Source organism: Dysgonomonas gadei ATCC BAA-286, assembly GCF_000213555.1.
In the GTDB taxonomy this organism is placed as follows: Bacteria; Bacteroidota; Bacteroidia; order Bacteroidales; family Dysgonomonadaceae; genus Dysgonomonas; species Dysgonomonas gadei.
The window spans coordinates 335,166-359,715 of the sequence record NZ_GL891981.1 but is presented as its reverse complement, the minus strand read 5'-3'; the positions used below and the strand labels follow the sequence as shown (position 1 = coordinate 359,715).

The following is a 24,550-nucleotide window of genomic DNA, read 5'->3' as shown; positions in this document are numbered from 1 at the left end:
CTTTCATGCGATATTGAAAATTTTCATGTTTACATGTTTACATGTTTTCAAATCACCGAATTTTCAAGTTTGATAATTTCCAATTTTTCAAAATCAGAAAATAATTTGAAAAATTTCAAGTCTGAAAAACGGCAGATCTTCAAACTTTCAAATTCTATCGACATATCGATAGTTATCCGTTTTGCTGTTTATCAAATCTGCAAATTGTAAGTTTATCAGACTTTCAGGCACGAATATATAACAACTTATTTATCAATACATAACACTCGTTTCTATTGCATAGAATGACTTTATTTTGCTCCAGAAAAGAGTCGGATTATTCCGGGCTTAGGCGAATGTGTTGTAAAAAAACAATATTTACTGATACGGAAAACTTTCCTGATTTTCCGCTATAGCAGATCGAAGCAGTTCGCACCGATATTTTTATGCCTGAAACAGTAATTTACAGCGAGTCCCCGCAGCTAAATCCGATCCGGGTAAAGCATTGTAATTCAAGAAATATTATTATTTAATTCGTGGTCTGTATCATTAAAATAACAGACTTATGAAAAGTAAAAAAGCACTATCAGCGGCCTCTTATCCAAGCCGCATTTTTAAAAATGATGTAACAATTAAATGTCCGGACTGTATGGTTTTATGTTCCGGAGGGTGTTTAACGGTTGCCGCCAATTCAAAAAATAAAGAGACTACCACCTCTTTATTTTTTTCTCGTCGTCAAAGGAGCAAGGTAATCTTTCGGGTAACCCAAAAAGCTCTCCGAGACTTTTTGACTTACTTCCGAAAATACCTTGCCCTTGCAGGGGGCTGTGACCACGCGGAAGATAAATCCGGTACCCTTAGGATTTATCTTCTGCTTCAAAACACACTCCCGATGGTCGCCTGTTCTGAGGTCACTTGGCAGCCTGCGGATTTCGCTCCCGACGGTCGCAAAAAGTCCGGGCTGCAGGCGCAGACTCCACTTCATCTCCCGGTGGTCGCTTGCGTTACGTCCCGCTCAGATGCTAAAAGGCATCTGATAGTTTTCCATAACATGAAATAGAAAAGCTATGGAACGTGAAAATAAATTGGAAGCAAAGGTTCTTCGTGGGAGACCCAGGAAGAAAAAAGAGAAACTTTCCTGTTCGATTAACCTCAAGCTGAGCGAGAAGGATTTTAATTCCGTGAAAGAGAAAGCGGAAAAGTTGGGAATGAAAGCTACACAGTACGCACGGGAGATGATACTTAAGGGAAGTGTTAAACTCCGTTTCTCTCTGGAAGATTTGGATTTGATGCGTAAACTCTCGGGGATGGCTAATAATCTGAACCAAATAGCCAGGCAGGCCAATAAATCAGGTCTTGCCAATACGGCGATGGAGGTAATAAGTATAACTACTAAAATCAAAAAGCTGCTAGATGATCGCTAAAAATATAAAAGGGAAGTCATTTAAGGGATGTGTCCAATATGTAATGAATGAGACGGCTGAATTGCTGGAAGCGGAGGGCGTATGGGCGGATAATACCAAAGATATGATCCGCAGTTTTGCCATGCAGCGATCAGGTAGAAAAGAGATAAAACAACCTGTCGGGCATATCCCTATATCATTTGCACCCGAAGACAAAGCAAGGATGACCAATGATTTTATGGTACAATTGGCGAGAGAATATATGCTGGAAATGGGGATTAAAAATACCCAGTATATTATTGTAAGGCATCACAATGCCGACAATGAACATCTGCACATTGTCTATAACCGCATTAACAATGACTTAAAACTGATATCTGTCAATAACGATTATAAGCGGAATATCAAGACCTGTAAGAAGCTAAAGGATAAATACAATCTGACGTATGGCAAGGGAAAAGATCGGGTGAAAAGGGAGAAACTCAATGATCCGGATAAGGTAAAATATTATATCCATGATGCTATTAAAGCTGTTTTACCGAAGTGTAAGAATCCTGCTGATTTACGATTTAGTCTTCAAAAGTTCGGTATTGAACTCGAATATAAATTCAAACGAGGTACCAATCAGATCGAAGGGGTATCGTTTCGGTATAACAATATAGCTTTCAAAGGCTCGCAGATTGATCGCAAATTTAGCTTCGGGAATCTAAAAAAAGCGTTTCAAAAGAACATCGAATTGTTACAGCAACAAGCCTCAAGAGAGCTACAGCAGGAGATGCCGACACCGAAAGTAGAACAGCCGGCAGAAAGGAAACCGAAGGTACGTTCTATCGGTGGGGTTAAATTAACGCCAGAACAGTGGCAAATCTTGGAAGAGGATGGCTTTATATATCTGGAAGGTCTTAAAAAGAAGGATAATGATGGAACATTTTCTTCCTATGTATTCCTCAATGATGAAAAGGACAAAGCTTTTTCGTCTAAGGAGAATCCGGATGGGTTTGTTAAGTATGGCAGGTATGAGATGCGTATCAGGGATAAAATGCTTATAGAAGCAGGCCACGTCACTAAAGCTAAAGTCAAGTGGTGGGGAGGCCATGATTTTGCATATCCGTATCTCTGGAAAGAGAATAAAAGGGATAAAAAGTATATAGAATCATGGAATGACCCGAGAATATTGAAAGTGAATAAGGGAAATAAAAGCCAAAAACAAAGTCAACAGTCGGATAAAAGAAAACTGGGTCCCAAATTAGGATGAGTTTATACAAAAGACAAAATAGATATAGTATATAATATAGTCTACAGTAAATACAAGACTCAGCAAAAGTCTATTCTACTGAAAATTTAAAAATTGTTTCACTTTCATATTTCTCTTCAGGACGAAGTATTGGGGAGGGCCAATCCTCTTTGTTAGGCGAATCTGGATATTTCTGAATCTCAAGACAAACAGATGCTCGTTGTTGATAGATAATTCTTTTTTTACCTACGATTGTACTATCTAAAAAATTACCAGTATACAATTGAATCCCAGGTTCTGTAGTATATACATCTAAAATAATGCCAGTTTCTTTAGATTTTAATGTCGCTGCAATTTTTGAAATATCGCCACCTGTATTTAAAACCCAATTATGGTCATATCCATTTCCATTCTTTAATTGTTGATTCTCGTTATTTATTCTCTTACCGATAGCCATCGGTTTTCTGAAATCGAAAGGTGTTCCTTCAACTGTAACGATTTCTCCGGTAGTTATGAAAGTAGAATCAATAGGGGTATAGTTATCGGCATTGAGAGTTAGCAGCCAATCCGTATTTTTAATATTAGGATTCCCATCCAAATTAAAATACGAATGATTTGTCATATTAATAATTGTAGGTTTATCTGCAGCAGCACTATATTTGATCGCGATAGCATTATCCTCAGTTAGTGTAAATAAAACATCACAAGACATATTTCCGGGAAAACCTTGTTCCCCATCTATAGCCAAATAGCTTAGTTTGAGAATTCTATTGTCTATCAAGACTACATCGTATACTACATATTGAAACCCTTTGCTACCACCGAGCAAACAATGTCCCAAATTATTAGTTGACAATTGATATTTTACATTATCAAGTTCGAACAGACCCTTGTTTATACGGTTGGCATACCGTCCGATAGAGGCTCCAAAATCGCTCGGTGTATTGATGTAATCTTGAATCGAATCAAATCCCAAAACGACATCTTTCATTTGTCCATTTTTATCAGGAACCATGATAGAGACAATTCGTCCTCGAAAATTGGTAATGCAAACTTCCATCCCTTTTTTATTGGATAAAACAAATAAGTAAGTCTGCTTGCCATCGACCTCTGTTCTAAAATTCGTTTTGCTTAAACCTGATAAAGTTATATCCTGTTTTTGACTCACTTTTCTAGCACAAGCTGTTATAAGTAATATTGCGATAATAAAAAAAGAAGCTATTTTCTTCATTTCATTCTTTATTTTAACTCATTTTTATGTACTCCCACATTGGTTATAGTTACAGGCTTTATAAACCCTTTATTATCAAACTGCATCTCCTCAATGCAAGTCTCTCTGCAATATCCTTCTTCTCTATCCAAAGGGTGGCGATGATAAAAGATATACCATTTATTTGATTTCGGTTCATGAACAACAGAATGATGTCCTGCACCAGTTGCTATCTTTGGATTCTGTTGTAATATCTTTCCTATTCTTTCAAATGGACCAAAAGGATTATCGGAAATGGCATAAGCCACACAATAGTCAGGTCCAACCCAATCACCCTCTGACCACATGAAGTAGTACTTACCATTGCGAATAAACATAAACGGTCCTTCTACATAACCGTCAGGTGTAACTTCTTTAAATATAGAACCATCAGATAGGGGTACAAAGTCGGTAAAGTCATCATTAAACTTTGCCACATTGCAGTGCCTCCAGCCTCCATAATACAGATAATACGACCCATCACTGTCCTTAAATACGAATTGATCGATGGGTTGCGCCCCATTATGAAACTTATCTATCAGAGGTTTACTTAAATAGTCCTTGAAAGGACCTTCGGGCTTGTCGGCTACGGCAATACCTATACCGCCATATTCATTATCGTTTTGGATGTCATTCCCCCCAAACAGCAAATAATAACGTCCGTCCTTCTCAAATGCCGCAGGAGCCCACATGGCTCTCCATATCCATTTAACAGAAATAGTGTCTAAAACTTGGCTATGCTTTGTCCAGTTCACCAAGTCGGGGGATGAAAAAGCATCGAGATATACCTGATCGGTATAGGTTGCACCTGAATAGGTTGGATATACCCAATACTTGTCGGCATAAATCACGGCTTCGGGATCGGCATACCAACCCCTAAAAATAGGATTGCCTGTAATATCCGATGAGCTGATTTTGTACATATCGCTCAAATCGGATTCGAACAATATATTAGGTTCCTTAGAAAACAGGAGAAAATCTTTTTCGGCAGGATGACCTTTGGTCGGAGTATAAAAATGATGCTCCATATCATTTGCATTCCGCCAAACCATTACATAAGAAAGTTTTACTTTCTGTAATATGGGCAATAATTTTGTGGTGTACCACTTAGGGTCTTTTACCCCTTCCAATCCTGTTTCGGTAAATGCAGCTACCTTATTTTTAGAACTCGCTATATTTGAGACAATCCTAAGTTTATGTTCAGCTAAACTCGGGTCGTTAGCTCCATCAGGTCTGAAATCCCAATAATCGTCTACCCCTAAAATATCGACATATTCATCTCCTGGATAGTAGTTTAAATACTCATTTGCTGTCTCAAATCTGCAATCGGGCGAAAAAGCATAAAGAAAATTATGTACACCTGAATCATCTTTGAGGTAATTAATCGTAAATTGCCACAAAGAGATATATTCTTCCTTGGTGCAATGTCCCTTTCCCCACCAAAACCACTCACCGTCGAATTCGTGAAAAGGGCGAAAAATAATAGGGATCAACTCTCCGTTATCATTCACAAACTGAGATGAAACCTCAGCCACAGTTTTCAGATATCTTTTATAGGTTTCATGCAGACTACCACCTGGCAATATATCAGATACAGCTTTTACAGGGTTCTTTTCCCAATAAAAACTACCATCATTGGCCGGGTTCCGCATATGCCACGAAAAAGTAATTATCCCGCCTCTTCTGTAAGTTTTTTTCGCCTCATCTACGAGCTGCTGTGTTTGTCGTGTCCTTAGCTCCTTATCGTCCTGTCGGGTAATGCTCTCAAAGTCTAAACCAATTATTGCCGGATGTGTACCCGTGATATCTTTCACATCACTCCGATCAGTCTCCCCCGACCAACTGCACCCATAAAGAGTGGCATCCTGCTGACCAAAAATGATTCCCCCTTCATTTTGTATTTTCAACAAATTAAAATAAAGAGCTTTAGTCCCGGCAGTCGCTTTCTTATCTACCGTTATTATGTCCTTGTCGGATTGAGCTATCCCTGCAATAGTGTATAGAGATAGAGTAATATAAAGACAGATTTTCTTCATCAGGCTTACTTTATGGTTTCAGACTTTTTTTAATCAAGGTTCTTCTTATTTCCTAAAATTTTCTATTCTGTGGAAAGTCAGAAAGTTAGCATCATGATAATTATTGGCACCGCCGTCCTTGTCATCATAGGCTGTGCGAGATACGAATATAATATCATTTCCGTCAAATACCCAATCGATATACTGAAAGCCGTGCTTATCACTATCGGGATGGAATAAAATAGATTTGCAGGCAGACCAATTTTTCAGATCGGGAGAAGAAATCAGAGATAGATGGTTTCTCACAGCATGTGGATTTTTATCCTTATATGTCGGCAGCACGTCATTCACTATAGCCCAATATTTTTTCGATTTGTCATCGTAGCGTATTGTAAACTTTTTCGACCCACCGGGCATTGTATAAAAATCTTGAGGACTGAAAAAAACATTCGAACTGTCGGATACTTTAACAATTGCAATCTTCTCTTCTCCTGCTTCATGCTGATTCACCCGCAAAACATCCACTACCTCATTTTCGGGACTAACCACGACATTACCCTCAAGCCAAGCAGCAAAGCGCCCTTCGAGATAATCTGCATTATATTCCAAATGGTTTGATCTGATCCAATTTTTAGCGTTGAGCAAATCCGAGTCGATTGGAGCTGAAACAATCATTGCACTGTACCGTTTGCCCCATTCGGTAGTTTTGGCAGTAGCATACTCAACAGCCCTCCATACACGTCCCTTGTGAAACACGATCGGCACAGGGGCAGTATGATATTCGCCTTCCAGAATCAAGCCATTCTGTCCGTCATAAGGTATTGTCCATGTATGTCCTCCATCTACCGACTTTCTTATAATCAAGTTTCCATGATGCTTGTTCGTTCCCATGATATATAAGTCCTTATTCACCAGAAAGAGGTTTGACCAAAATTGCCCATGCACCCTGGCAATACTGTCCCAGGTCAATCCCTTGTCTTGGGATCGATAGATGTATGTATTAGCCGATTCGAACTCTCTCGATTTAGGACCAAACTCGTCATGCGAAACAATATAATCCCCATCAGGCATAATGCAAATGCTGGGTGAGCCTATATATTTTTGCGTTTGGGATGAAACATGTTTAATTACTATTCCGGGAGGGTTATCAGAATCCTGAGCCTTCACCATAGAGGTAAGCACAAGAGCTACTATGATAAATAAAATCCTTTTCATGATATATAAAATAAGGTTTAATTAGAACTAAAATTTTCTATCATTTCCATGCACATACGTCCGTTATGATAAGGGCACTTCCAGAAACCGGCTTTATCATCTTTCCTGTTGATTGCCCCATCTCCAAAACGACTCCAATACCACTCTCCGTTTTCTCTATCAATCAGGTTTTCTTTTATATATTCCCAGACATCAACAGCTTTCTGTTTATAACTAGCATTTCCCGACAATTTATAAGCATACATATAGCCTACAATAGCTTCGGCTTGTACCCACCAATGACGCTCATAATCGGGATGATCTCCATTTTTTTCGTAAATCAGACTACCATCTGCCTGTATACCTTCTGATGCGGCATCTGCCACCTTCAACGAAAGTATTTTTATTTCATCCAACAGAGGTTTATCCGCTAACACCTCTGCGGCTTCGTACAATAACCACGCAGCTTCGATATCATGTCCGTAGGAAATAACTGTAGATTTCACCTGCCAATCTTCATCAAAGAATAGATTCAGATGATATGTATTGCTGTCGAGTATCTGACATCTAAATATTTCTATCAACTCCCGTTGAACAACTTGCAATTGAGAATTCTGCCAAATACGGCATAGGTTAGTATAGGGTTCTAATATATGCAGGTGGGTATTCATTGTCTTTTTCTCGTTAGCATCTTTTTCGCTCAAACGCATATCGTCGATCGCTTGCCATTCGCGAGTGAAAGCCTCGAAATATCCTCCTCGTTTTTTGTCTTTAGTTTTTTCTATCAGGTAGAAAAATTCTTTTGCTAACTCCAAAGCCTTTTCATCGCTAACAGCCCTATAGTATTCAGAGAAGCCATATAATGCAAATCCCTGTACATAAGTCTGTTTCTTTGTATTTATGGGATTACCCTCACAGTCCAGCTCCCAATATACTCCGCCATACTCCTTGTCTATGAAATAGGTTTGTATATAATCGAAAGCTCGTTTAGCAATCGTCAAATACTGTGGGTCACGGAAAAGACGGTATGCAGCCGAAAAAGTCCACAGTATGCGGCAATTCAGTATAGCCCCTTTGTTTGCATCTTTGTGTAAAATATCGTTCCCATCTAGGCAACCATAGAATCCACCATGTGTGTTGTCCTGCATCTTATCAACCCAAAATGACAGTATATTATTTGTTAGTTCGTTTCTGAATGCTTCCATTTTCGAATATTTTTAAAGCTGTCCTTCTCTCTTTTTATTCAATTCGGTCGTTATTTCTTCAAGCTTCTTCTCTGTCAGTGGATAGAAGTAAATGAATACAACCGACAATACCGTACCTACCGCAGGCAGAAAGCTGAGAAACATCTTTATGCCGTTTATGGTCTCGGCACTTTGCGCCTGATTTGCCTGAAATCCGAAATAACCCAAGAGCCATCCGGTTAGCGCTGTACCTACCGCCCACCCTAGTTTCTGGCTCATAGATGATGAACTAAATATAAGACCTGTGGCCCGGTTCCCAGTTTTTAGTTCCGAATAGTCGGCACAATCGGCATACATAGACCACAACAGCGGGAAAATACTTCCTGCACATATGCTTATAAGTACTTGCAGCGTAAAGATCAAAACCAGACTATCTTTACCCAACCAATAGAAAACAATACTAAGTACGGTGGCTATTACCATCGCCCCCATGTAGGTGTACCTCTTCCCGATACGGTTACTTACAGGCGCAGCTAGGATTACCCCGATTATATTGGCTGCCTGCCCTAAAGCCAGATATAAGCCACTGAGCACAAAAGGAATATTTAAAAGACTGATTGTTCCAAAGTTTTCTTCGTCGATAAAGTATTTGAAATAATAGATTGTAGCACCATCCCTGATCGAGTTGAATATCAGTGCCGAAACCCCTGCCCCCAACAATATCCACCAAGGTTTATTCCTGAATAGATCACGCAAATCATCTTTCAGAGGTGTTTGTTCCTCTTTCATCGGTTTTACTCTTTCTTTTGTAAAGGCAAAGCAAAAGAAGAAAAGGATAGCACAGGCTATTGCGATTATCACCACAGCCATCAGCCAGCCATATTGCTGGTCTGAAATGATTTTACTGCCATTACTGAAATAATTGACCATCGGCATAAACAACAGTAAAGTAACAAAGCTACCGATATAGGCAAACACCATACGGAAAGTAGAAAGTACATTCCTTTCTTTGGGGTTGGGACTTATAACACCAAGCAAAGAGGCATAAGGCACATTGATAGCCGAATAAACCATCATCATCAACGAATAGGTTACGTAAGCATATACAATCTTACCGGTGGTGCCAAATTCGGGTGTATAGAATGTGAATACCCCGATGATGGCAAAGGGAATAGCCAGAAAAAGGATAAATGGACGGAACTTACCCCACTTGGTTTCTATGCGGTCTGCAATGACGCCGATGATGGGGTCGAAAATTGAATCCCAGATGCGGGTGACAAGGAACATTGTTCCTACAACCTTAGCTTCCATACCGAATACATCGGTATAGAAGAACATCAGGTACATACCGAATAGTTTCCAGAACATGGATGAGGCTGCATCGCCAAATCCATATCCTATTTTTTCTTTTAGTGTTACTTTATCTGTATTTATCATGGATTGTCTGTGGTTAGGAGTTATTTAGACTCCAAATTATTCTTTATGATTTTAGTTAGAGCTTGCACTGATGTTGCCGAGCGATATCCATCGGCAGGTGTATTCAAACAATAATCCAATAGGCGGTCTATTGACGAAACAGCCACATGCATACGTGTATCACTCGATGCATAATAGATATACACTGTGCCATCTTCGTCGGCAATCCATCCATTCGTAAACAATACGTTAGATACATCGCCGATACGTTCTTCACCCATAGGAGACATTAAGTGCCCTGCCGGCTCGGCAATCAATTTATCAGGTTGTGCCAGATCAGTCAGGTAAAGGTATAACACATAACGCAATCCGGCAGCGCAACTGCGAACACCGTGTGCCAGGTGCAACCAGCCTTTAGTAGTTTTTATCGGGTGTGGACCTTCGCCATTTTTCAATTCTTTTATGGTATGATAGTGACGGTGATTGATTATCCGTTCCTCTTTAACAACCGCATTTGTTATATCATCAATCAATGCCCAACCGATGCCACCACCACTGCCGGTGTCGATAAATCCATCCTGAGGACGGGTGTATAAAGCATACTTGCCATTAACAAACTCGGGGTGTAATACAACATTGCGTTGCTGGCTTTTTGTTTTAAGGTCGGGAAGTCGCTCCCATGTTTTGAGATCTTTGGTGCGAACAATACCCGCAGCCGCAACAGCCGATGATAAATCTCCCGCCGAAGCATCCGGGTCTTTGCGTTCGGAACAGAATACTCCGTAAATCCATCCGTCTTCGTGAGCCGTCAGACGCATATCGTAAACATTGATATCCGGGTCTTCTGTTTCAGGAAGCGTTATCGGATAATCCCAAAATTGAAAATTATCTATCCCGTTAGGACTTTCAGCTATGGCAAAGAACGATTTACGGTCGTTGCCTTCAACCCGTACTACAAGCAGATATCTGTCCTTCCATTTAATAGCTCCGGCATTGAATGTCCCGTTGATCCCGAAACGTTCCATAAAATAAGGATTACTTTCGGGAGACATATCGTAACGCCAGCAGACGGGTGTGTGTTCGGCTGTGATTACAGGATAAGTATAACGTTCGTAAATGCCATTACCCGGCAATACAGCCTTGTTCTTTCTGCTTATTAATTTTTCGTATTCTGCCGTAACAGATTGTAAGCGTTTGTTAAATAGTTCGTTCATTGCTTCTTTTTTTATAATTATTTCGTTAGATAATCTATCCCGTTACCCTTTATACAACGGGATAGAATACAAATATCTGATTACACACTATTTACACTATGAATGGAGCTTGTCGAAATAGACAGCTTACTTCAAACTAGGCATTTGATCCCTTGTAATAACTCTGCTGTCTTTAAATACATTTTTGATGTATGATGCTCCATTGTGTTTGTCGGAACGAAGAAAATCTCCGTTCCACGGCATAAACCAAGACCAGGTGTCCCCTTTGCTGAACATGGAATCGATATCAGGAATTGAACCGCATTCACTCAAAGCGATAATCTTTTTGCCATTTACTAATTCTTTAACCTTATTAAATTTCACGTATTGTGAGCCATGCTGGTTTTCGCCGGGATAAATATCCATACCTACAATATCTACATAATCATCGCCCGGATACCAGTCTGGATCATCAGCCTCGCTTGTCCATACCCATATCAGATTATTAAGCCCGTGGTAATTAACCATACGGTCGTATGTAATAACCCATAGTTTTTTGTATGAGTTACTACCTTTTGCTCCCCACCAAAACCATTTGCCGCTTGCTTCATGCAATGGTCTCCACAGAATAGGTACTTTAGCCTCTTTCAGTTGCTTCAAATATTGAGCTACAATATCTATATCTCTGATCATCGCTTTATATTCGGCAGAGTTCGTATCATCTATTTTGCTAATATCAAAAGATGTTTTCTCCGTATAAAACTCATCATTGACCCACAGAGGGTCACGCCAGTGCCATAGTAGAGAAACGATACCATTATTAGCCCACCAGGCCTTGGAATTATTGACTAATTCGTTAAAGTTAATTGTTCCCCAATCTCTTGTGTAATTAATGAAATCGAAGGCTGCTAGTGCCGGCCATTTACCGGTCTGCTCATACATCCATGTAGCTTCTTCCAGACCTGTACTATAATTTGCCATAGCTCCGGATATGGTCTTCTTCCCAAAGTTATCTTTCAGGAAATTATAAAGGTTTACACTTTCTGCTGAAGGATTTTTAGTAACCAAAGCTGCATCAATATTAAAACTGACTGATTGGTAAGCTGACACTTCCATATAGTCCAAGTATATCCAGCCCCAGTTTTTTTGTACAGTAACAGTGTTTGTTCCGGCATTTAAACTGATTGGTCCTACTTGGAGCATGCTCCAGTCGCTAGCTCCATTAAATGCTAGTATCTGAATGAACTGCCCGTTTACAAGAAGGTCATTTTCTTTATATTCATTACTGTTCGAATAACGGAAGCCGAGAGTGTATTGTCCATTATAGGGAACTGTGATATCGAAAGTAATATCACCGCCCCGCTGATCTGCATATCCTGTACCCGAATAGCCTCCAAGCGAATTGGCGACTAGAGCTCCACCAGTTAACGAAGCCTGTTCTGCTTCATATTTCACAGGTCCTTGCGATACAATTTCTATATAGTCCAGATATATCCAGCCCCAGTTTTTTTTAATTGTTATGGTGTTTTCACCCGATTGAAGTGTTATGTCTGACTGTAGTATTGTTTGCCAGCCGGAGGCTGCATTAAACTTGACTGTAGCTATAGAGTTTCCATTTACCAGTAAGTCATTCTCTTTATATTCGCCACCACTGGAATAACGAAAAATAATGCTGTACTCACCTGCTTCACGAACATTTACCTTGAAAGAAATATTGCCTGATTTTTGATTAACATAACCCGAACCAGAATAGCCTGCTATGCTATTTTCAATAACAGCATCTGCTGACAATAATGCATATTCTGCTTCGTAGCGATTACTTTGTGCAGACTTTTGATGCATCACCGAATCAGAAGATATGTCTTCTGTTTTTTCATCATTATTACAGGCCGTTATAAATAATGCGGAAAGTAATAATAAAATAAAATTTACTTTTTTCATGTTTCATTGTTATTTAAAGTTTGGCATTTGATCTCTGGTAATGACCCTGTCATTACTAAAAAGATCTGTAAAAAATGAAGCTCCATTGTGTTTGTCCGATCGTGTGTAATCTCCATTCCACGGCATAAACCAAGACCAGGTGTCCCCGTATTCAAACATGGCATCAATGTTTGGAATCGATCCGCACTCGCTAAGTGTCAACATCTTTTTCCCTGCAAATATTTCTTTTACTTTATCGAATGCTACGTATTGCGATCCATGCTGATTTTCATCCGAATAAATATCCATACCTATGATATCCACATATTCCTCACCCGGATACCAATCGGTTGCGCTACCGGCACTGTCGCTGGTCCATACCCATATCAAATTGTTCAATTGGTGGTGATTTACCAATCTGTCAAACATTAGCTTCCACAGCTTTTTGCATGGTTCAGCACCTTTTGCTCCCCACCAAAACCATTCGCCACTGGCTTCGTGCAAAGGGCGCCAGATAACAGGTACTTTTGCATCTTTCAATTGTTTCAAATAGCTTGCTATTACATCTATATCTGCAATCATAGCCTTATATTCATCTGAGTTTGTGTCTGATATTTTAGATACATCGAATGAAGTGTCTTTGGTATAAAAACCATCCGATTTTTTCAATGGATCACGCCAGTGCCACAATATAGTCACCAAGCCGTTCTCATTCCACCATGCTTTTGCATTATCGGTCAGTTCTGTAAAATTTATCGTATTCCAGTCGCGGGTATAGTTTATGTAATCGAAACCCGTAAGTGCAGGCCATTTGCCTGTATTATCGTACATCCATTGCGCCTCTTCTATTCCTGTACTGTAGTTTGCCATAGCACCGGAGATCACTTTCTTTTCAAAATTTTCTTTCAGAAACGTGTATACTTTTATAGCCTCGGCAGATGGATTAGGAGTTATCAGGTTAGCGGCAATATCGAATGGAATACCATCTGATGCCGGAGAGATTTCAATATAATCAAGATTGATCCAGCCCCAGTTTTTCTTTACAGTAATGATGTTTTCGCCCGACTTAAGATTGATTTTATTTATACCAAGTGTTTTCCATTCATCTGTTGCATCAAAGCTTATTGTTGACAATTGAGTGCCATTTACTACCAAGTCGTTTTCTTTGCGGCTATTTCCATTCGAGTAACGAAAATCGACTTTATACATTCCGGTTTCAGGCATTATCACTTTGAATGTAATATCACCATCCTTCTGGTTTACATATCCTGTTCCCGAAAATCCGGAGAGAGAGTTCTCAACAACCGCACCACCCGACAAAGTTGCATCTTCTGCTTCGATGCTTTTAGTGTCGGATATGGTAGAGAAGGATAATCTCGTTTCCGAAGCGGCTTCACCTACAGTGTTTTTTACTGCGCCTGCGGGTACTACGATTTCATAAGTCTTGTTTTTTTCTAACGAAATATTGAATATCAGTTTGCGATCGTTTACGCTTACTGTGGCATCTGCGCCGTTAACCTTGATGCCATTGTTTTCGTCTACCACGACAGGTGTATTATATACTATCGAAACTTCTGAGTCCAACAGTACATCCAAACTTTCATGGGCTGGTGTAGAAAACAATGCTTTTGGCGATCTGGCATTAATCTCTTCTTTCTTATCGTCATCGTCACTGCATGCGCTTAGCAAGCATGTTAATGAAACAAAGAGGAATAATAATTTTCTCATAACTTCGATTTTTTAAGGTTATTTTTTCGATAAAATTTTCACTTCCCAAATAGAGATATGAGCAGATTTAGCTTCGGCACGTTTCACACTTATTCTCACATAACGGGCTGTTACGTCTTTTTCCGAAGTTCTTGTCTCATATGCTTTTTTAGCCTGCTTGGTGTAGTCGGCATAAGTTTCCCAGCTATCATTATCATCCGAATATTCCACTTTGTACAGGTAAAACTTATCCATGTACTCGAAATCGACCTGAACTTTCGATATATTTTCCATTCTACCCAAATCGATAGTAATCCACTTGTCCTCGCCCAATTCGGCTTCCCAACGGGAATCGTTTTTTCCATCCACTGCCAGCGTAGGAGGATAGTTGGCAACTAAAGAGTTAGTGGTAACGGTCTTATTCAATGCGATATTTTTGTATGGTGATTTGTCCAGCCCAAGTGATGAAAGATCATCAATCGGTTCGACTTTTATAATTTCACCTTTTGCGTTGAAAAACATTTCTGCTGCACACGAAAATCGGTAATTACATGTAGGGTATCGTCCTTGATCTTGACGGTGATAAAACAAAAACCATCTGCCATTTATCTCAATCACAGAAGTATGTCCCGGACCATAGATTTTCTTTTCGGTATTCGTATCTAAAATAGGCTCTTTGGTCGGTTCCCAATAAGTTCTTGCCGGAGATTCTGCCATTGCATATCTTACATTATATGTTTCGAGCCAGCAATGTCCGCCTGCCCACATCATGTAATATTTTTTGTCTTTAAAGAACAGGTAAGGACCTTCGGTAAAGTCAGTGAAGTCTCCCTCTATTGGGTCGCTGCTAACCACTTTACGCATATAGGTCGGTGAATTAACATCATTATCGAATGTTATTAAGTTTTTCCACGAACCTATTGCCATTATCTTGTTGGATACAGGATCACGAAACAATTCGACATCAAAATCCCGTATCTGGAAAGTTTGCTTCCAAGGACCTAAGGGAGAATCGGCTTCCATCATATAAGCCAGATAATCGACTCCTTGCTGATGAACCATATAGTATTTACCATTGTCCCCTTTGAGCATACTTGGCGCCCAAAAAAAGCGGTTGTTAATATCCAAGTAATGTACATCCCAGTTTACGAGGTCTTCCGATACCCAAATAAAAGGCTCTCCGTTATGGGCTTCATAACCGTCGCTCGTGATAGACAGGTAATATTTTCCATCCATATATCGAATACTTGGATCGGCATAATAACCCGGTATTATCGGATTTTGCGCTACAACAAATCCAGAGATTAAGAGAGAACAGATTAAAAACAGTTTTTTCATATTTAATTTTTTATTTGTACATATCAGGTAACTCACTCTCAAACAATACATCAGGCAATTCCATAAACTCTTTCAGGTTTTTACCGGCAGGATGCCCCGGATAAGGTGCATAATAATGCTCCGGAATATCGTAAGCATTACGCCACACCAATACATATGCAGGCTTGTTTGGTTCTAAAGATTTGTACAAAACATCCGTAAACCATCTATGCATAGGCAGAGCACTAGAACCAGTTTCGCTAAAAACATAAGGCTTCTTGTTAGCTTTGGAGTAGTCATTCATAAAACCCATGATGTTTTTTACATTTGCCATGAATTCTTCCGCTTTCGCTTCTCCTTCGCGATGATAGAGGTCTAATCCTAATACATCGACATATTTATCTCCCGGATAACGGTCGAAGTATTCATCTTTGTTCGCCACAAAATCGGGCGAATAAACATATATCAGATTGTGCAACTGTTTTTTATCCCGAAGATATTCTATCGTAAAACGCCATAATAAAATATATTCATCCTTCGTACATAAATCTTTTCCCCACCAAAACCAGCTTCCTGTATGTTCGTGAAAAGGACGAAATAGAAGAGGAACGGCTATTCCATCTTCTGTTTTGAGTGAACCGATAAATTCTGCCAGATTGTCTAACCATTGTATATATGTTGCGTGTTTTTGACCACCCGGCAATATAGAACTAACAGCTTTATCGGATGAAACATCCCACGAACTATCTCCTGTATAGGGATTTTGCAAATGCCAGCTAATCGTATTGACTCCGCCTCGTTCATATGCCTCAAGTATAAGCTGGCGCATTCTGTCGAAAGGTACTTTATCAATATTTAATAAATCACCTGTCTCTATATGCCCCAAATCCCATCCGTATACGGCGGGATATTCTCCTGTAACGTTCTTTATATCTGATTGCCCCTTTTCACCTGTCCACGCTATACCATAAGCTGTATCATCCTGATGTCCAAATAATATGCTCCTTCCTTGCAGCAGTTGTAGATTTCTATATAAAGCTTTTGTTTCTTGTGTTGCTTTACTGTCGACGATACTTTGTGCTGTTATTGACGATAAGCAACAAAAAACGAATAAGGCTGTTGAAAAATATTTTACTTTTTCTTTCATTTAATTTCTATTATTTTATATCCTACATATTCATTACCATCGATATCCGTAGCAACGACTTTTATCCGATGACTTCCGAGGGATAAGTCATGAGGTAAACTTACTTTCCACAAGTGTTTTGTTTCTTGTATTTCGGGTTGCCAATTATCGAAATTGTAACGTTGATCGTATGTATTCCTGATAAATAAATCTTTCCCTGTATAGTTTGTCGCCATCTGCTCTCCTCTGCCATCTATAATCACCTTTACTGCAGCATCAGATGTAGCGGTAAATACATTAATAGAGAGATACTCATTGTGTAATTTACCATAGTGGAGAACTTTAGATGATGCGGTTATTCTCATCTGAAAATCGGCACGATGGTTAGCTGGGATAAATGAATATTTATATTTATTTCCTTCAAAATCTAACTTGTAATAACCATTAGGTGAACCGTCGACTGAGGTGGCAACAGGCAATCTACGTTCATCCATAGGACCTGTCCACCAACCGCCACAGGCAGCTCCGATAGTAATATTTTGAAATGGATTTACAGAGTTCCAAGAGGTATCTTTGTCGAAGAAGTAATTTTCGATGTAATGCAGGTGGCCTGACAATGCTAATAAGTGCGGTCTACCTTCTAACAGTAGAAATAGTCTTTGAATCTCTTGAGGATAACAATATTCTTGTAGAAAGGGAATATGACTCATTATCACAATCAATTTGTCCTTAGAAACATATTCCAAATCTGATTTTAACCAGTTGAATTGTCGATCTGTTAACCCTCCGAAATAATTTCCTCGCTTATTATTTGTTTTATTCCATCCATTATAGAGAACATTATTGAGAGCAATGAAATGAACATCTCCTTCGTTGAATGAATAATAATCGGGGCCATAAGATTCTTTAAAGATATCGGAAGCATCATGCGCAGACATAGAGCTTTCATTAATGTCATGGTTGCCAAACAAGTGAAATGTAGGATATGGTAATTGTTTTACAATATCTTTTTCTTGTTCATATATCGACAGATCATTATCGGCAATATCTCCCAGAAAACAGGCAAAATCAACATCATAATGCATCATTTCCGTCACAATGTCTTCTTTAAAGGCATTGATAGGCTTTTCTCCTCTCATTTGTGGGTCACCAACCATTAATGTGCTGAAGTTGGAAGTAACTTCTTTGCTTGTCAACCCGAAATTATGCGTTCTGTTTGTTTGGGCAACATTGACATAAAAATTCCAATTATTATCAACGTTGGTTGAGAATGCGTAATTGGCAGGTTTTATGACATATATGTATTGATTCTTTTTTGTGCTGATTTCGTATTTACCTGAAATATCGGTAACTACAATATCCTCCTGATTGGATACTAATATGCCGCCAATACCTTTTTCTCCGGCATCCATAACCCCATTAGCATTGAGGTCTTCGAATACATAACCTACCAGCACGTCTTTAGCCGAAACCGATGTCGAGCAAATCAAGGCCAGCAATACTATCTTATATTTCAAGTTCATCAACATTTTTCTGTAATTTATTTCTATCAGTTTTTATCGCATATCTGCCAGTGATTGTATTTTGAACTGTTTTTGAAAGTCACTTAATGACAAAGCAGTTGCGACTTTGGTGGTTACACTCTTTCCTGGCAAAATATCGAAATAATTGTCTTCAAAAAAGTTATCTATCCCATCGATAGACATAAATACTCCCCGAGCATATTCGTTAGCGGTGAGAGTTACAGCAAAACCACCATCAACCGACTCTACTTTCGAAGAAATAGTTACTTCAGGAAAATTGATATCCTTTTGTTTTGCTAGAAAATAATTATTACTATAAACTTTGTCTGCTACAAACTCAGCATGTATTACAATGTTACTTTTGTCCGCACCGTTTGTCAGTTCATCTAATTTTTTAGAGAATGATTTATTGCTGCTGTTTGCCTTCAATGTTATTTTCTGCGTTTGCGAGTTTATCTCCTTACCGTCCAATTCAAATACCTTTACCGTTAATGTTCCATTGGTATTTTTCAATCTGTCGGATACAATAACCACATCCAACACACCGTCTTTTTCGATAGGCGACACAAGAATATCCTCGTATGCCTTTCGTGTGAAATAATGTTGTGCCTTCCAACGTCCGTAATAATCACGGCTGGCCCACGATGCCACCGGCCAACAATCGTTATGTTGCCAGAAGAGCGTCCCCATACAATATCCCATATCGCGACGATGCGCTTCTATTGCTGTTTTAATAGCATCGCCCTGCAATATCTGACCGATATAGAGAAACGATTCAAAGTCTTTAGGTGTATAGTATTCGTTCAGCAGATAAGATTCGATGAGTTTATTGGCATGATCGCCTCCCCGTTGGTGTGCCATCATTACCTCTGAAGTTATATTCCAATCTTCTTTTTCAGGGGCATATATCTTTACTGATTCAAATTCAGGGAACGATTGGAAGCCATATTCGCTAAAGAAACGGCTTCTTTCTTTATTATAATCGGCAATAGGCTTTTTCCCATGCCATACATCCCAATAATGGCGGTCACCCTCATGGTCATTGCTTCCAACACCATAATCGGCAAAGGGCGATGATGGAGTATAAGCTATACCGGAGCCGTGTTCTTCGACAACTTTGGGCAGAACTTTATAATACTGATCTTGAAACTGTTCCCATATTTTGTCAGCATGAGCCTGATTTTCTTTTTCGTGACGGTCTTTCCATCTCCAATTGAACCATGCATCCTGACATTCGTTGTTTCCACACCAGATGGCAATAGATGGATGATTTCGCAAACGGCGCACATTATCAATGGCTTCGAGGCGTATATTCTCCAACAATTTTCCTTCTGCCGGATAGATACTGCAAGCGAACATAAAATCCTGCCAAACCAAAATTCCGTATTCGTCACACAAATCGTAGAAATAATCATCTTCATAAATACCTCCACCCCAAACACGAAGCATATTCATATTTGCATTTACGGCATCCAATACTGTTTTTTTATAAATATCCTTTGTTACACGCGGAAGGAAATTATCGCACGGAATATAGTTTGCACCTTTAGCAAAGACAGGGACTCCGTTAAGTTCAAAATAGAATGACCTTCCGTATTTATCTTTCTCGCTCACAACCTTTAATGAGCGAACACCTATCTTCTCAATCTGATTATCTACAACCCTGCTTTCAGAAATTACCTCAGTATTAAAGTTATACATATGAGGTTTTCCCAGATTATTGCTCCACCACAGTTTTGGGTTGGAAATAGCAAAATCAACCTCTACTTTATTCAATCCTTTGTTCAGGTCGGCTTTTATCGAACCTAGTACCTTCTTCGCATCATTATCCGAAACTTGCAGTATTGCATTGGCCATTTCCCTGTCAGAGAATACTTCTATTATGGTTTTTATCTTAGCCTCTTTGGCTGTTACAGCCTTTTGTATTACTTGCACATTATTGATGCGGGCATCGCTCCATGCATTTATCACAACAGGACGCCAGATGCCTGAAGTTACCAGACGCGGCCCCCAATCCCATCCATAGTGATAACCCGCTTTACGGGCAAATACACTTAATTTTTTATTAAATAAGCCTCCATTTTCAGACTGATCATTAGTTGCTTCATACTGAAATGGCAGTGCATCCCATTTGGGCATATCCACTTTGATAGGTGAATGAAAATATACTCTTAATATATTCTCCTTGCTTTTTACTTTTCCTTTTATATCTACCGCCCATTGACGAAACATATTGTCTGTTGCTAATATTTTTTCATCGTTGAGGTATATATCGGCATAAGTATCTAGGCCTTTAAAAAGGATCTCGATATTATTTTTATTTAGAATATCTTTTGATAAATCGAAAGTAGTTTCGTAAATCCAATCTTCTTTGTCTATCCATTGCAGGCCTCTTTCGTTGAGTCTAAAAAAAGGGTCTTCTATAATTTTATTGTCTATCAGGTCTGTATGTACTACCCCTGGAACAGTTGCTGGATACCAGTTATTGAGACGGCCTTGTTTAAACTTCCACTCTTTATTCAACTCTATTTGTATCGGGGATGCAAATAGGCTGTTGTAAGAAATGAAAATCAAAGTTACCACTAAAAATATATTCTTAAGGTTCATATTATTTCCGATTAAAATAAGAGAGCATCTCTTATAAGATGGGAGATGCTCTCATGAAGATCTCATTTTTCTTAGTACGCAGTATCTAACGGTACACTTGTGAGTATTACATAATCTAAGTTAGTTTCATATTTTCCGGATACATTACCTGTAGAGAAATCAACAGTAAGACTGAATGGACTAGTAAGGCTTAATTCAGGTACAGAGCCCCAATTTTCAAGACCTTTAGGGTCGATCTTATATGATCTCCATTCCCATTTTCCGTTTGTAGAAACAAACTTATAGTCATCCTTATATGGATTGTCTCCTTTGAAGTGAAGTCCTAATTTAGTTCCTCCGGTTTGTTCAAATATCATCTGGAAATATCCCGAAGCGCCGTCATTGCCTGTATTAACCAAGAAATTGACGTAGAATGTTTTGTTCAATTCGAATTTGCTACCATTGTTATCGGCCTTTGTGATAGAACCTTTGCCTGCCCAAGAAGATACGTTTCCATCTTTTACCGTCAAATATTTAAGAGCCTGAGGGATAACTATGACACTTGAACCTCCATTTTGACTGGCTGTTCCTCCTGTGAATACTGGCATTGTTTCCATATCGAATACAACCACAGGATTTAATGGTCCGTCGGTAATCATCACTTGATCTATATTCAGTTCAAAAGCTTCGGTGTTACCGTTGCCTACATTCCCGCCTCTTATGAAAAGTGAAATCTTATCTATTGTAGATTTTACATTTGCAAAGCCCATACCTGACAAGCTATATGACCTCCATTCCCATCCGGCAGTCTGAATACTGTAATTGTCTGTATATTCACCATCCTGACCAGTAAAATGTTTATCCTCGATGCTTCCGCTAATTGTTAAGGCTGGATTGAAGTATCCTTTCTTTCCATTGGTATTTACAAGGAAAGTTATATGAGGATCAGTATAAGTCGAAAGATTGAACCCTGCCCCATTATTTGTTGTTTCCAGGTATTGATACTGACCGTTCCATCCATTACCTTGCACAGCTTTTACCGAATAATAATTCCCAAAGAATGGAGAAATACCACTCAGGTTTTTACCTGCAGTAAAGGCTGCACCAGCCCCATTGGCATCACCTGCTACAATTGTAGGATCTACTGTATCAAAGTCGAATAACAGTATACTTGGTGCAGGTATATAGGTGTCTTTAGGTTCTACTACATTTATCACAGAAGAGGTCAACACCTGTCCTGTTTTGGTTGTTACTGTAAACACCCCGCTTGTCGGTAAGGTCAGATTTGCAGTGGAGTAAGTTGCCGTAGTAGGTGATGCAGAAGCTTTGGCTAGTGTAATCGTTTCGAACTTAACGGTTTGAATCATATCTACATTTTCACCTATAATATTGATGGTCAATCCTCTTTCTATTTCGGTAGGCCATGAAGTTATGTTAACATCCAAATATTTAGGTGTAAATTTGTCTATGGAAACTGATTCCCTCTTATATTTATTTGTGATACTGATATTCCCTATATCAGCTGTACGCGAAACCTTGAACACAAGATTACCTTCCTCCTGGCTTATAATCTGACAAGTTGAATTACCGATGGAGACAGATGTTACCATATCCATATTTTCTCCATATAAAGTTACTAGGCCATCGACAACTTCTGTTTTGGGATTGAAGTCTACAATTTCGGAAACAGGTAGGTTTATATCATAATCCTTCGAGAAATCATCTTCTTTACAACCTGTAAATAGCGTAACTAACAATATTACTCCTCCGAATATAAATCTATATAATATGTCATTTTTCATCTTTAGATATCTATTTTGATATTTAATAATTAGGATTTTGTTCTATTCCCCAATTTTGAATTTCAGTCAGAGGGATAGGTAATACAGGGATATATTTACCGTCTTTGCCTACCAGTGCATGATTTTTAATTCTGTTACCAATACTTTCATGCCTTACCTCTTCATTATCTCCGTTACCTGCATTATCAGTATCTTTAGCCTTCGAAACAACGTCAATCAGCTTTCCGGTGCGGATCAAATCCCACATACGGTTCGATTCCATTGCTAATTCCAATCTTCGTTCGTTTATAATAGCATCAAGCAGTGTTTCACCCGAACTTGTAATATTAGGTAATTTGGGCGTGCTCGAAGGCATCACATAAGTATCCTTGCTGCCATCAACATAACCTTTGCAATACGAACTGTTACGGGCTCTTTCTCGTACCATATTCAGGTATTGGCGTGCTTCACCTTCTTGGCCTATATAGTAAGATGCTTCAGCATGAATTAGGAGAATATCTGCATAGCGCATTACAAGAATATTTTTGTCAGCTGCTTTGTCTAGTGTTGGTTTGGAAGGAAGAGTCGCTTTTCTGTTCAGATAATTACTGCCTTGTTCTGCTCTGTCAAATTTCATTTCCACACCATACAGTACCTGTCCATTGAAACCTATGCCATACACGGTACAAGATAAGCGTGGATCTGTAGGATCAAAAGCATTAACTAGATTTTGCGTAGGATTATGGAAGCCCCATCCCGAATTGGCATCGGGGTTAGATACACGATTGCTTTGGTAGAGCGAATATGCATTCCCGACCGATGTCGGAGGGTCGGAAGCTGTTCCTTCTGTGGCCTGTATTTCAAATATAGATTCACTTGTATTTTTATTTTCGTGCTCGAACAAGAGTGCATAATTTGCTACTAAGCTATATTCTCCCGAACTGATAATTTCGGATGTTAGTTTATAGACCTCATTCCATGTATGTGTACTTTCGCTATCTATACCTATCTGATAAATCAAAGATTTGGCAAGAAAAGCTTTTGCAGCACCTTTGGTTGCCCTTCCTAAGTCTGTAGCAGCATATCCACTTTTTTCGGGAAGTAGTTCAATTGCGTTTGTCAAATCCGTATTTATAAATTCAAAGGTTTCATGCAATGATGCTCTTGGGGAGTTCCCAAAATCAGAAGGATTTAAAGGTGCCGTGAAGAGAGGTACTCCTCCAAAGTGGTGCAGTAAATAAGTATAATGATAAGCTCTAAGAAAGTAAGCCTCTCCTAATAGACGACTTTTGAGACCCTCATCAATAGTAGCTTCAGGAAGATTCTTTATTGCATAATTAGAACGCGAAACTCCCCAAAAACCGTGAATCCAGAATGCATCAGCAATAGAATTTCCTACTTTTGCATTAAATGATTCTATGTCACTCAACTCGGGCGAATCACTTAATTTACTTCCTTTCACGGCATCATCGGTAGCTATACTTGCAAAATGAAAGTCATAATGGTGTGACATCCAAATACCATCCGGCCCACGCCCTTCGGTTTGTGATAATATGTCGTATATACCATTAATTACTTTAATCGCATTTTCTTCATTGTTCATGTAATTACCACTATTTTCTTGCGCCAGAGGGTCTAATTCCAAAAAATCGTTACAAGAGGTCAGAATAAGCCCTACTGCAAATACCAAGTAATATATCTTTTTCATTGTTATTCTATAATT

17 protein-coding genes and 1 pseudogene are annotated in these 24,550 nt (G+C 39.1%); 3 read left to right on the top strand and 15 right to left on the bottom strand.

What is annotated here, in order from left to right; genetic code table 11:
• Positions 1-544 precede the first annotated feature (544 nt).
• Genes HMPREF9455_RS08010 through HMPREF9455_RS20670 form a run of 3 tightly spaced genes read left to right on the top strand, consistent with a single transcriptional unit; the run spans position 545 to position 2,637 of the window.
• The gene (locus HMPREF9455_RS08010; RefSeq protein WP_006799139.1) at positions 545-1,039 is read left to right on the top strand and encodes a hypothetical protein; all 495 of its coding nucleotides are present in this window, start codon (positions 545-547) and stop codon (positions 1,037-1,039) included.
• A gap of 7 nt (positions 1,040-1,046) precedes the next feature.
• On the top strand, positions 1,047-1,403 hold the full coding sequence (locus tag HMPREF9455_RS08005; RefSeq protein ID WP_006799138.1) for a MobC family plasmid mobilization relaxosome protein: 357 nt from the start codon (positions 1,047-1,049) through the stop codon (positions 1,401-1,403).
• Complete coding sequence (locus tag HMPREF9455_RS20670; protein WP_006799137.1) at positions 1,393-2,637, top strand: relaxase/mobilization nuclease domain-containing protein; 1,245 nt, start codon at positions 1,393-1,395, stop codon at positions 2,635-2,637. Before HMPREF9455_RS08005 ends, HMPREF9455_RS20670 begins: the two co-directional genes overlap by 11 nt.
• A 70-nt stretch (positions 2,638-2,707) precedes the next feature.
• Here HMPREF9455_RS20670 and HMPREF9455_RS07995 read toward each other — a convergent pair whose 3' ends face one another.
• The 15 genes and pseudogenes from HMPREF9455_RS07995 to HMPREF9455_RS07925 form a co-directional block, all read right to left on the bottom strand.
• Positions 2,708-3,847: an aldose epimerase family protein gene (locus tag HMPREF9455_RS07995; protein WP_006799136.1), complete on the bottom strand. Its 1,140-nt coding sequence runs from the start codon at positions 3,845-3,847 to the stop codon at positions 2,708-2,710.
• An 8-nt stretch (positions 3,848-3,855) separates the two neighbouring features.
• Positions 3,856-4,788 (bottom strand): glycoside hydrolase family 43 protein, encoded by a 933-nt coding sequence (locus HMPREF9455_RS21580; RefSeq protein WP_044215799.1) that lies wholly within the window; start codon positions 4,786-4,788, stop codon positions 3,856-3,858.
• Between the two features lie 315 nt (positions 4,789-5,103).
• A pseudogene (locus HMPREF9455_RS21240) lies at positions 5,104-5,901 on the bottom strand (glycoside hydrolase family 26 protein); the annotation flags it as partial.
• A 45-nt stretch (positions 5,902-5,946) separates the two neighbouring features.
• The gene (locus HMPREF9455_RS07980) at positions 5,947-7,095 is read right to left on the bottom strand and encodes a sialidase family protein (protein ID WP_006799134.1); all 1,149 of its coding nucleotides are present in this window, start codon (positions 7,093-7,095) and stop codon (positions 5,947-5,949) included.
• Between the two features lie 17 nt (positions 7,096-7,112).
• On the bottom strand, positions 7,113-8,279 hold the full coding sequence (locus HMPREF9455_RS07975; protein ID WP_006799133.1) for an AGE family epimerase/isomerase: 1,167 nt from the start codon (positions 8,277-8,279) through the stop codon (positions 7,113-7,115).
• Between the two features lie 12 nt (positions 8,280-8,291).
• Entirely contained in the window at positions 8,292-9,695 is a 1,404-nt protein-coding gene (locus HMPREF9455_RS07970; RefSeq protein WP_006799132.1) for an MFS transporter, read from the bottom strand.
• 20 nt (positions 9,696-9,715) lie between these two features.
• Positions 9,716-10,888: a glycoside hydrolase family 130 protein gene (locus HMPREF9455_RS07965; RefSeq protein ID WP_006799131.1), complete on the bottom strand. Its 1,173-nt coding sequence runs from the start codon at positions 10,886-10,888 to the stop codon at positions 9,716-9,718.
• 126 nt (positions 10,889-11,014) lie between these two features.
• Positions 11,015-12,808 carry a glycosyl hydrolase gene (locus HMPREF9455_RS07960; protein ID WP_006799130.1) on the bottom strand — a complete coding sequence of 598 codons (1,794 nt, stop codon included), beginning with the start codon at positions 12,806-12,808 and terminating at the stop codon, positions 11,015-11,017.
• A 9-nt stretch (positions 12,809-12,817) separates the two neighbouring features.
• Positions 12,818-14,515: a glycosyl hydrolase gene (locus HMPREF9455_RS07955; RefSeq protein WP_006799129.1), complete on the bottom strand. Its 1,698-nt coding sequence runs from the start codon at positions 14,513-14,515 to the stop codon at positions 12,818-12,820.
• 18 nt (positions 14,516-14,533) lie between these two features.
• Positions 14,534-15,832: a family 43 glycosylhydrolase gene (locus HMPREF9455_RS07950; RefSeq protein WP_006799128.1), complete on the bottom strand. Its 1,299-nt coding sequence runs from the start codon at positions 15,830-15,832 to the stop codon at positions 14,534-14,536.
• A 10-nt stretch (positions 15,833-15,842) separates the two neighbouring features.
• Entirely contained in the window at positions 15,843-16,958 is a 1,116-nt protein-coding gene (locus tag HMPREF9455_RS07945) for a glycoside hydrolase family 26 protein (protein ID WP_006799127.1), read from the bottom strand.
• A complete protein-coding gene (locus HMPREF9455_RS07940; protein WP_245532172.1) occupies positions 16,955-18,460 on the bottom strand; it encodes a calcineurin-like phosphoesterase C-terminal domain-containing protein in 1,506 nt (501 codons plus the stop codon). The genes HMPREF9455_RS07945 and HMPREF9455_RS07940 overlap by 4 nt, the downstream gene beginning before the upstream one ends.
• 33 nt (positions 18,461-18,493) lie before the next feature.
• Positions 18,494-21,067 (bottom strand): beta-mannosidase, encoded by a 2,574-nt coding sequence (locus tag HMPREF9455_RS07935; RefSeq protein ID WP_006799125.1) that lies wholly within the window; start codon positions 21,065-21,067, stop codon positions 18,494-18,496.
• A 71-nt stretch (positions 21,068-21,138) separates the two neighbouring features.
• Complete coding sequence (locus tag HMPREF9455_RS07930; protein WP_006799124.1) at positions 21,139-22,848, bottom strand: IPT/TIG domain-containing protein; 1,710 nt, start codon at positions 22,846-22,848, stop codon at positions 21,139-21,141.
• 22 nt (positions 22,849-22,870) lie between these two features.
• Entirely contained in the window at positions 22,871-24,535 is a 1,665-nt protein-coding gene (locus tag HMPREF9455_RS07925) for a RagB/SusD family nutrient uptake outer membrane protein (RefSeq protein WP_006799123.1), read from the bottom strand.
• Positions 24,536-24,550 lie beyond the last annotated feature (15 nt).

Excerpts from the sequence above, each read along its gene's own strand:
- HMPREF9455_RS07945 (WP_006799127.1), bottom strand. The coding sequence starts at position 16,958 with ATGAAAGAAAAAGTAAAATATTTTTCAACAGCCTTATTCGTTTTTTGT.
- HMPREF9455_RS08005 (WP_006799138.1), top strand. The coding sequence starts at position 1,047 with ATGGAACGTGAAAATAAATTGGAAGCAAAGGTTCTTCGTGGGAGACCC.
- HMPREF9455_RS20670 (WP_006799137.1), top strand. The coding sequence starts at position 1,393 with ATGATCGCTAAAAATATAAAAGGGAAGTCATTTAAGGGATGTGTCCAA.
- HMPREF9455_RS07960 (WP_006799130.1), bottom strand. The coding sequence starts at position 12,808 with ATGAAAAAAGTAAATTTTATTTTATTATTACTTTCCGCATTATTTATA.
- HMPREF9455_RS07965 (WP_006799131.1), bottom strand. The coding sequence starts at position 10,888 with ATGAACGAACTATTTAACAAACGCTTACAATCTGTTACGGCAGAATAC.
- HMPREF9455_RS07930 (WP_006799124.1), bottom strand. The coding sequence starts at position 22,848 with ATGAAAAATGACATATTATATAGATTTATATTCGGAGGAGTAATATTG.
- HMPREF9455_RS21580 (WP_044215799.1), bottom strand. The coding sequence starts at position 4,788 with ATGTACAAAATCAGCTCATCGGATATTACAGGCAATCCTATTTTTAGG.
- HMPREF9455_RS07970 (WP_006799132.1), bottom strand. The coding sequence starts at position 9,695 with ATGATAAATACAGATAAAGTAACACTAAAAGAAAAAATAGGATATGGA.
- HMPREF9455_RS07980 (WP_006799134.1), bottom strand. The coding sequence starts at position 7,095 with ATGAAAAGGATTTTATTTATCATAGTAGCTCTTGTGCTTACCTCTATG.
- HMPREF9455_RS08010 (WP_006799139.1), top strand. The coding sequence starts at position 545 with ATGAAAAGTAAAAAAGCACTATCAGCGGCCTCTTATCCAAGCCGCATT.
- HMPREF9455_RS07935 (WP_006799125.1), bottom strand. The coding sequence starts at position 21,067 with ATGAACCTTAAGAATATATTTTTAGTGGTAACTTTGATTTTCATTTCT.
- HMPREF9455_RS07995 (WP_006799136.1), bottom strand. The coding sequence starts at position 3,847 with ATGAAGAAAATAGCTTCTTTTTTTATTATCGCAATATTACTTATAACA.
- HMPREF9455_RS07975 (WP_006799133.1), bottom strand. The coding sequence starts at position 8,279 with ATGGAAGCATTCAGAAACGAACTAACAAATAATATACTGTCATTTTGG.
- HMPREF9455_RS07955 (WP_006799129.1), bottom strand. The coding sequence starts at position 14,515 with ATGAGAAAATTATTATTCCTCTTTGTTTCATTAACATGCTTGCTAAGC.
- HMPREF9455_RS07925 (WP_006799123.1), bottom strand. The coding sequence starts at position 24,535 with ATGAAAAAGATATATTACTTGGTATTTGCAGTAGGGCTTATTCTGACC.
- HMPREF9455_RS07940 (WP_245532172.1), bottom strand. The coding sequence starts at position 18,460 with ATGAACTTGAAATATAAGATAGTATTGCTGGCCTTGATTTGCTCGACA.
- HMPREF9455_RS07950 (WP_006799128.1), bottom strand. The coding sequence starts at position 15,832 with ATGAAAAAACTGTTTTTAATCTGTTCTCTCTTAATCTCTGGATTTGTT.